The sequence below is a fragment of the Phormidesmis sp. 146-33 genome, from assembly GCF_052939515.1.
Genome location: NZ_JBJPHU010000188.1, coordinates 1 through 8040, shown reverse-complemented (window position 1 = coordinate 8040; position 8040 = coordinate 1). Strand labels below are relative to the sequence as shown.

The 8040-nt window shown below is 45.6% G+C and carries 8 protein-coding genes and 1 pseudogene; 4 read left to right on the top strand and 5 right to left on the bottom strand.

Annotated elements, in window-relative coordinates; genetic code table 11:
• Positions 1 to 33: 33 nt before the first annotated feature.
• A complete protein-coding gene (locus ACJ2PR_RS34110) occupies positions 34 to 735 on the bottom strand; it encodes a hypothetical protein (protein ID WP_446862413.1) in 702 nt (233 codons plus the stop codon).
• A 416-nt stretch (positions 736 to 1151) separates the two neighbouring features.
• The gene (locus ACJ2PR_RS34105; RefSeq protein ID WP_446871689.1) at positions 1152 to 2039 is read right to left on the bottom strand and encodes a helix-turn-helix domain-containing protein; all 888 of its coding nucleotides are present in this window, start codon (positions 2037 to 2039) and stop codon (positions 1152 to 1154) included.
• Between the two features lie 189 nt (positions 2040 to 2228).
• Here ACJ2PR_RS34105 and ACJ2PR_RS34100 point away from each other — a divergent pair, with 189 nt between their 5' ends.
• Together ACJ2PR_RS34100 and ACJ2PR_RS34095 are read left to right on the top strand one after the other, a co-directional pair.
• Positions 2229 to 2627, top strand: a complete 399-nt coding sequence (locus ACJ2PR_RS34100; RefSeq protein ID WP_446880375.1) for a nuclear transport factor 2 family protein — start codon at positions 2229 to 2231, stop codon at positions 2625 to 2627.
• 106 nt (positions 2628 to 2733) lie between these two features.
• A pseudogene (locus ACJ2PR_RS34095) lies at positions 2734 to 3306 on the top strand (SPFH domain-containing protein); the annotation flags it as partial.
• Between the two features lie 62 nt (positions 3307 to 3368).
• On the opposite strand, the gene ACJ2PR_RS34090 reads toward ACJ2PR_RS34095, so the two are convergent.
• Both ACJ2PR_RS34090 and ACJ2PR_RS34085 read right to left on the bottom strand, forming a co-directional pair.
• The gene (locus ACJ2PR_RS34090; RefSeq protein WP_446871691.1) at positions 3369 to 4898 is read right to left on the bottom strand and encodes an alpha/beta hydrolase family protein; all 1530 of its coding nucleotides are present in this window, start codon (positions 4896 to 4898) and stop codon (positions 3369 to 3371) included.
• A 68-nt stretch (positions 4899 to 4966) separates the two neighbouring features.
• Positions 4967 to 5101, bottom strand: coding sequence for a hypothetical protein (locus tag ACJ2PR_RS34085; protein WP_446862409.1), 135 nt, complete (start codon positions 5099 to 5101; stop codon positions 4967 to 4969).
• A gap of 1142 nt (positions 5102 to 6243) precedes the next feature.
• Here ACJ2PR_RS34085 and ACJ2PR_RS34080 point away from each other — a divergent pair.
• Both ACJ2PR_RS34080 and ACJ2PR_RS34075 read left to right on the top strand, forming a co-directional pair.
• Positions 6244 to 6720 (top strand): beta/gamma crystallin domain-containing protein, encoded by a 477-nt coding sequence (locus tag ACJ2PR_RS34080; protein WP_446862408.1) that lies wholly within the window; start codon positions 6244 to 6246, stop codon positions 6718 to 6720.
• 267 nt (positions 6721 to 6987) lie between these two features.
• The gene (locus ACJ2PR_RS34075) at positions 6988 to 7362 is read left to right on the top strand and encodes a hypothetical protein (protein WP_446862407.1); all 375 of its coding nucleotides are present in this window, start codon (positions 6988 to 6990) and stop codon (positions 7360 to 7362) included.
• A 21-nt stretch (positions 7363 to 7383) separates the two neighbouring features.
• On the opposite strand, the gene ACJ2PR_RS34070 is transcribed toward ACJ2PR_RS34075, so the two are convergent.
• A complete protein-coding gene (locus ACJ2PR_RS34070; protein WP_446871692.1) occupies positions 7384 to 7782 on the bottom strand; it encodes a RidA family protein in 399 nt (132 codons plus the stop codon).
• Between the last annotated feature and the right edge of the window lie 258 nt (positions 7783 to 8040).

Below are 8040 nucleotides of genomic sequence, written 5' to 3'. Positions count from 1 at the left end.
GGATGTTACTATTATTCCTGCACAACTGGTACTTTATTTAATTGCAGATCCCTTATATCTTTGCCAAACTTCTTCACAGATCTCAGCCCACTGAGTCAGGACTTGCTGAGAAGGTGCAGTGTTCGGTGCTTTTTTAGCAGGCTCCTGCCCCCCAAAAGCGTCTTTAATCGATTCAGCAATCTCAAGTTGGTAAGCGAGTCTCAGTGAAGCATCCCACATTCCCTGCGTAACTAGTAAATCCATCATTCCAGCGATCTTAGGAGAATCGCCGCGAGTTGCATTTGGCGTGTGTAAGACTCGTTCTAACCATAATCCTAGCGTCGTTGTATCGATCGATTGTCCAAAAATCCACCAGGCGTTAAAGTCTCCATTGTGTGTGATGCGGTGGTTGACCATTTTGCGAGTGGACACCCAATGACCATTCTCCATGTGCCAAACGATCGCTTCTCTTGCGGGCATCCACTCATGCCAATGAGTCTCCAGAATCTTCGGCGGGCTGCTAGTACCGTAGCGATAGTGCCATACAGCGGTTATCGTGGAGTCTAGGGGCTGAATACCTGCCGCGATCGCTCTTCGCCTGATCGGAGCAAACGCAGCTTCTAGCGCCTGAGTCAGATTACGGCGTTTCCGGTTCACCACCTTTTTGCCGACAAACATCACCTGGTGCTCTTTGTTTTGCGCGACAACCAATCCGCCGCCTGCTTGCTCTCCCCGAATCTCAGTTTCATGACCCATTGTTTTAAATATTTTAACGACTTGCTTAGGTAACAGCGTCTGGCTATCTGTCTCAAGTCGTCTCCCGACAAATCCGAAATTACCGCACATCAGTTCGCACCTTCTCCAAAAGCGATCGACAACTCGGCACAACTTGTAGAACGATAAGTTGTGCCAAATGACACTCTTATTAATCAGGTGGGTGCTACTGCGATCGATTTATGCAGAATTTATCGCTACTGTAAGTGTTGACAACTGGGCTACTGTGTTGCAGGGGACTTTCACCCCATTAGATCACGCCCAGCATGGGCGTACACAATGTGATGGAGCGGCTAGTAGAGTTTTTCAGCTTCGTTTCAGTGGTATTTATCGCCGCTCATCTTCACCGTTGTGCTTACATCTTTGCGTAGATCTGTGACCCCAGAATCCGCTTTGGATCATCGCTTTTGATAAGCTTTGGGTGTCACCCCTGCCATCTGACGGAAGACTTTTGTGAGATGAGTTTGATTTGCAAAGCCGCAATCTAGAGCGATGTCGCTAATTGCAATTGATCGCTGTTTCAGTAATTGCTTGGCTCGTTCCACACGTTGTTGCATCAAATACTGATAGGGTGTAGTTCCCACGAATTGCTTGAAGGATCGGCTAAAGTGAGATTCGCTCATGCGGGTCAAAGTCGCCAAATCCAAAATCGATAAATCCTGTGTCAAATTCGCCTGCATATAATCAATGACTCGCTCCAACTGTGATTGGGATAAACCGTTGGCTTTGAACTCAGGCTTGCTGACTCCATAATTCTGCACTAAACGAGCGGCAAGCCCTGTTCTTAATGACTCGCCATACAACCTGCTAGACATACAGCCCGTTTGGATTTCCGTCTTGAGTGCGAGGGCTAATTGCTGGATGACCGGATCATCGATCGACACCTGTGGAATCAGTTCTACCTCACGCTGCATCAATTCCTGGGTGGTTTGATTCAGCAAGGTTGGACAAATTGCAATCACTGAAAATTCGACTTCTTGATCCCAGTTTGTCCAATGACTTAGAAATGCTGGGATAACATCGACGCGACCGTTGCCGTGGGCATAGTGTTTCAATTTGCCGTCCAAACGACGCTCTGCCCGAAAGCAACTTTTGGGGTCTGTAATCACCAGTGAATGCTGTAAAAGGCAATGCTCGATCGTCTGATAGGGAGGATGGCAGTAGTGGATAAAGGTCAACCCTTTCCACCCCGTATGATAGCTGGCGACTAGAGGTGTTTGTGGAAGCACCCGTACTACTTCCTGCGGGTTTGTCAGATCAAGTATGGAGGTTGCATGATTCACCATCGGCTTTACCCGGTCAAGATTTCACATCCCAAGCAGGATTGGGATAATTTTAGCAGAATTGGATGAGACGGCAGGTTGAGGCTAAGACTATTGTAGGGGATGTCTTACAAAGGTGATCTGTGGCGGGTAATGGGCAACGTTGTACGGCTTTCCTGTTTTAACGATATTCGGAGTGTGTGGTGAACGATCATGAGTCCAAATCAACAGTTTCTGCAAAATTTATACGATGCCTTCAACAACCGTGAGATTGAAACCATCATCTCGGTGATGCACCCGGACGTGAAATGGGCAAACGGGGTAGAAGGCGTTTATGGGCGCGATGCGGTGCGCGAATATTGGATTAATCAATTCAAAAGTATTCGAGTGAAGCTTGAGACGTTGAAATTCGAGACGGATGAAAGCAATCGAAATGTCGTTACTGCTCATCAAATCGTCAAAGATTTGCAAGGCAATTTGCTTGTAAATACAACAATTCAGCAAATCTTCACCATTGAGGATGGTTTGATCAGCCTTTACGAAATTGGCGAAACCGAAACCATCCAAGAGAAGATGGGTCTATCGGAATCATTATGCATACGTTCACCATAAACAGTCTGTAGGGGTTAAGAATTCTCAAAGCTCCTCAAATGCGTTAGCTCTTCCTAAATTTAGTGCTTGACTAGCATAACTCACCCGGTAGACCCGAAAAGTATCGCTTCGCATTCGCAACTTCGACAGCAAAATTTTGAAAGTCAACGAAGCGCAAGGTAGCCCGATCGAGATTTCTGCTGTGGTCGTGTGGCAAGTTCAAGATTCTGCCCAATCTCGCTTTGCGGTGGACAACTATGAGCAGTTTGTGGCAACCCAAAGCGAAACTGCGATTCGATCGCTTGCTCTGCGTTATCCTTACGATGCTGAGGCTGGAACTCCTTCTCTACGCGGAGTGCCTGACGAAATTATGCGGGCACTGCGTGAAGAACTACAGGCACGGCTCACGATCGCAGGCGTTGAAGTGTTGGAGGCGCGTCTGTCGCATCTTGCTTATGCGCCAGAAATTGCTCAAGTCATGCTGCGACGGCAACAAGCTCAGGCAATCATTGGGGCGCGTCGCCAAATTGTCGAAGGTGCAGTTGGAATGGTTAACGAAGCTTTAAAGCGGTTGAGCGAAGAACAAATTGTGAATCTAGACGAAGAGCGCAAAGCCATAATGGTGAACAATTTACTGGTTGTTTTAACCTCGGATCAAAATATTCAGCCTGTGCTGAACACTGGAACACCATACGCTTGAATTAAAGCTCAAACCAAGTGCTTGCTGATGAAAGGGTTGTGTCGCAAAGACTTCTTCTCAAACTATCTCATTCGCGGCATTGGTCGTGTCTGACTGATAATGCTGATGTTGGGATCGAAAGGCGTAGAAGCGTTAAATAGTGCATCAAACGCACGATGATCGTTAAGTATATGCGCTCTCAAAAATAAGCCGCTCGATTTCGCGATCGCGCTTGTCGCTGCTGCTTGATCTAAAGTCGGTCTGTTTGGGTCGCGGGCAGGATTATCTTCGTTGGTGATGCCGTAGTGATTCGCACCCTTGACCGTGATTAAAGCTTTAGGGGGATTGCGAATTTGATCATAAGTTCTTTGAGCATTAATTGGTGCAGCAACACCATCCAAATCGCCTTGAATTAACCCGATCGCGATCCCATGATTATTAATTGGCAACGCTTCGTTCGTTTGCTGATTTCGTAAATTAGCACCATAGAAGATACCTGCCTTTAGCTCCGGCGGGCGGGTGTAGCCTGGCGAGGAAAATCCCGGCACCTGGATGTCTTGCTGAGATGCCGTTAGTCCGACAGCTCCGCCAAACGAGTGCCCCAGCAATCCTAACTTGGTTGTATCTATGATCTTAAAGAGTGGTGACTTAGCATTTTGGTCTTCTACTTTCACCTGAGCCAAAACATCATTTACTTGATTTTGCTCAGAAAACAACCCAGTAACCGATTGATCATTTGGTCCTGAAAGTGTTCGCTCATGATTGGGAACGACCACCACAAAGCCATAACTTGCAACCTGCTTGGCGAAATTAGAGTAATCGGCTTTATCTACTAACGCACCCTGCAACAGAAGTACAATGGGAAATTCGATCGAATTACAATTTGATTTAGGTACCTGGGGAAAATAAACATCTGCTGGGTCTCCGTTGGCTGCGATCGTGGTCGTATATTGTCCAATCTTGTTGTAAAGATGATCCAAGCTAAAAGGCGATTTCGCTGGCTTGTTTTGATCAGCGCGAAACATGCCTACGCCTGAGCGACCGTCTGCCAATTTTGCCCAAACCGCAACGGAATCTTGGTTCAGACCTTTATTCAAAAAATCTAACTCGGTTACCGTTGATCCGAGTAGCCCATCTCCAGTCGCAATAATCTCTTGCTGTCCTATGAAAAGACCACTGCCGCCCGTATCAAAGTCTGCAAGATAAGCAACCGTTCCGCGATCGTTGATATCAACCCCTCGAAACGAACTAAAAGCACCACGACTATCAGCAATTTCGGTCAAATGATTGCCCTTTCCAGTCAATACCTCAATCTCTCCATCTGGTTTAATCGCAATAAATGCAACTGTTCCGAGATCGTTAATCGAAGAACCCACGCCCAAGAAACTAAACTCACCAGATAGGTCTGCAACCGTGCGAAGCGAATTGCCATCGCCGACAAAGATGCCTGCATCCGTCGGAGAATTTGCACCCCAAAATGCAACCTGATCCTTTTCATTGATCGCAGGTGCAGTCGGAATGGGCACACCTGTTGGGCTAAATTCAAACGTGGCGAAATTTGCCGTGGCTGCAATCGCTGTAAACGTGTAGCCTAGTTGTCTGCTTAAAATCATAGTTTTCTCCATAAAATCAAATTGGTTATGCCTGACTGATGATACTTACATTGGGAGCGGAGACAGGATCAGCTGTAAGTGAGCAGAAAATATGGCGCAATTTGTAAATGAGTGCCGCAATGGGTCAGTGCCACTCCAGCCCAGCTTCCTGGTCGCTGCTGAAGAGGTGGCTTTCGATCGCTTTGAGAGGAAGACTTGTGCATTGTTTCTGTTTAAGTAATGGTGAGGGACGATTTTGCTGCATGACTGCACACTATTGTTATGGGTACTAGAAGCTAAAAATTATGCAGTTTTGTTTATCAATCACAAGCGATTTCCATTTCTCTTTTACCTGTTTGAGGGGTTCCTCAACTTCGGAAGCATTAATCTCTTTGCCTGCTCTCATGATGGACAAATTGTAAAACGATCAAGTCTGCTTTTCTCACCAAGGCAGCCGTTGCACTTAATCTATTTTTTTTCAAAATTGCCCAGATTACTGCCTTATGGCATAAGCAAAACTACGTCTTATGGCATAGATGTACGCTGCATGAATCGATCATGGTATCACCCACTGAATTAGTAGAAATGCAATTTAGCGACACCTTACCTTGTAGAACGATAAGGTGCGCCGAGTTGTTGATCGCTTTTAGAGGATGTACCGACTGATGTACAGTAATTTTGGAGCTAGATGACCGCATCCACAGAGTTTATCTTTGGAGAGTACCCACAGATACATCAAACTGAGAAAGCATAGCAAGGTTCATCAAACTCTATTCTTTCGGAGTTAACGTATGGCTGCCATCAAAACAATGCTATTTCGTCAATTGTGGCTTTAGTTTTAAAACAGAGCCTAGTTCCCGTTACTATACTATTCAGCATAGTGTTGAATTATGCTCAAACAAATAATAAGCAATTCGAGCATTAAAAGAAGGGTATTTATAGTGAAGTACTTGCAGCTAAAATTGATTTAAGCGGCTGTGGGCTTATTTTTCCTGATTGTGGTGCTAGTCAAATGCTTTTGTCTAGCATCTTAAGGAAAGACCAGAGCATGATTTTTTATTCGGCTTCTCTCTTGTTTATTGATTGTTTAGAAGTTTACAGATGGATTTTCAGTTAAACTTGATTTCTAGATTTAAGCCACACGCCCTTTTATGCAAGGATCTCGCTACTACCCCAAATGCTTGACATCTAATAATCAGTTCTTTACCCAGGGGTTGCTTCGCATTTTTTTGAAACTGGTGCAGCAATCCTGCATAAAAGACGGATTGACAGACCCACTAATTATACAGAGGTAGAAGACTTCAAATTAAGACTAACGAGGTCTTCAACCACTGTTGAAGAAACAAATCGTACAAGGAGTAAAATCATGGATTCTAAGATGCCAAAAAGTCAAGAACAGTCAGAACAACTACGGAGTGAGAAGTTTGAAGCGACAGCGGGGGGGAGACTTGCCACCCTAGTCAAGAACCGCGCGTTGCCAGGTAAGGTGGCTAAGTGGGCTGTCCTGGCTGTATCCCTAGTTGGGGTCTCTGCTGGTATGAGTATGCCAGCTCATGCACTCAACCGGGCAAAGTGCGAAAACGGCACTTTTAACATCTTTCAAAAGCAAGATGGTCCTGCAGGAGGTACCGGTCAGCAACTCTACAGAGCCACAATGTGCTTTGCTAATGCTGGAAAGCAGAACGTTCTTATCGCTGACGTGCTTCGCGTGTGGTCAGGAAACAACGCTGGTAAGATTGAAACTAATAAGGGAGTATTTGTTTTTGGTAAAAATGCAAATCTGAACTTCACGCGCCCAGGTGGTACGGGTCCATTAGTCATTTATCGCATCGTTATCCTCTGATGTTATGCGCTAGAGTGTAGTAGGAAGCACCTTTTCCTGCTTGGCGTTTAAATCAAATCTAAAATGAGTAGAGCGCATCTCCAAAATCAGTGATTTTGGAGATGCGCTCTACTCATTTTGCAGAACCTTCATGGAGGGTCATCTTCAATGTCTTTCAAGGACTGGGCGGAGTTCCCACAAGGGCTGACAGTCCCACAATGTGCTTCGCTAATGGTGGCGATCTTCGTGTTCTTATCGCTGACGTGCGTGCCTTGAGGTCAGGAAACAATGCTGAGTCATCACGCTTATTTGATCAATGACGATCGTATTTTAACGGGCGATTCTCTACTAATCCGAGGCTGTGGACGCACAGATTTCCAGAACGGCGATGCTGGCAAACTTTATGACTCAGTGACACAACGCTTGTTCACCCTACCTGACATGATACGGGTCTATCCGGGGCGAGACTATCGGGGGCATAGCGTTTCTACGATCGCTGAAGAGAAATGCTGGAATCCCCGATTTGTGAACTGTCCTGGAAATCCGGCGACTGCAAAATCGCGGACTGATTTTATTCAACTGATGACGAATCTAAACTTACCAGTCCCAAAGCGAATGCTAGAAGTTTTACCCGCAAATGAATTGTGTGGTCAAAAGTGGTGATATAACTCCCACTAAAATTATCTATTTAATGCTAGCGATCGCTTCAATCTCAATCAGGATTGATGGTGATGCGAGGGAAGCTACGCCGATACCCGTTAAAGACGGACGAGATTCGCCTAAAAAGCCAGAAAGAATAGGGGCAAGCGTTTCCAGATGCTCTCCAACTTCACCTCGAACATACACACGAACTTGCAGTAGCTGTTCGACCGATGAACCAGCGGCGGTCAGGGCAATTTTAAGATTGTCAAGCGCCTTTCTCGCTTGTCCTTCGAGCGAGTCCTCTGTGGTTTCATATTGATGATTCCAATCGACCTGACCCGATACGAAAACTAGCCCCAATTCTGTCTCAACAGTAGCCTGAGACATGCCAAATGCAGCACCATCGTACAGTTCTTCTGGATTGACTAGCTTCTTGCTCATATTGTCCTCCTAGTTGATTCAAGGAAATTCTAGCAGATGCGAACAACTTCACATACTTCGCCCGAACAAGTTCCGAACTCTCTTTGCTACTTTCTTGATATATTCAAGGGCAGAACCTCGCCACCAAAATAATGAGGCGTACTAGCCTGCTTTCATTTGTATCGCCTTAGTTCCCGTTGCTATCTATTCAGTATGATGTTGAATTACAGCATTTTTCAAGTAGATGTAGTACGATTAACTAGTCAGTGTCAGTAGAAA

Excerpts from the sequence above, each read along its gene's own strand:
- ACJ2PR_RS34105 (WP_446871689.1), bottom strand. The coding sequence starts at position 2,039 with ATGGTGAATCATGCAACCTCCATACTTGATCTGACAAACCCGCAGGAA.
- ACJ2PR_RS34085 (WP_446862409.1), bottom strand. The coding sequence starts at position 5,101 with ATGCACAAGTCTTCCTCTCAAAGCGATCGAAAGCCACCTCTTCAGCAG.
- ACJ2PR_RS34110 (WP_446862413.1), bottom strand. The coding sequence starts at position 735 with ATGGGTCATGAAACTGAGATTCGGGGAGAGCAAGCAGGCGGCGGATTG.
- ACJ2PR_RS34070 (WP_446871692.1), bottom strand. The coding sequence starts at position 7,782 with ATGAGCAAGAAGCTAGTCAATCCAGAAGAACTGTACGATGGTGCTGCA.
- ACJ2PR_RS34075 (WP_446862407.1), top strand. The coding sequence starts at position 6,988 with ATGCTGAGTCATCACGCTTATTTGATCAATGACGATCGTATTTTAACG.
- ACJ2PR_RS34100 (WP_446880375.1), top strand. The coding sequence starts at position 2,229 with ATGAGTCCAAATCAACAGTTTCTGCAAAATTTATACGATGCCTTCAAC.
- ACJ2PR_RS34090 (WP_446871691.1), bottom strand. The coding sequence starts at position 4,898 with ATGATTTTAAGCAGACAACTAGGCTACACGTTTACAGCGATTGCAGCC.
- ACJ2PR_RS34080 (WP_446862408.1), top strand. The coding sequence starts at position 6,244 with ATGGATTCTAAGATGCCAAAAAGTCAAGAACAGTCAGAACAACTACGG.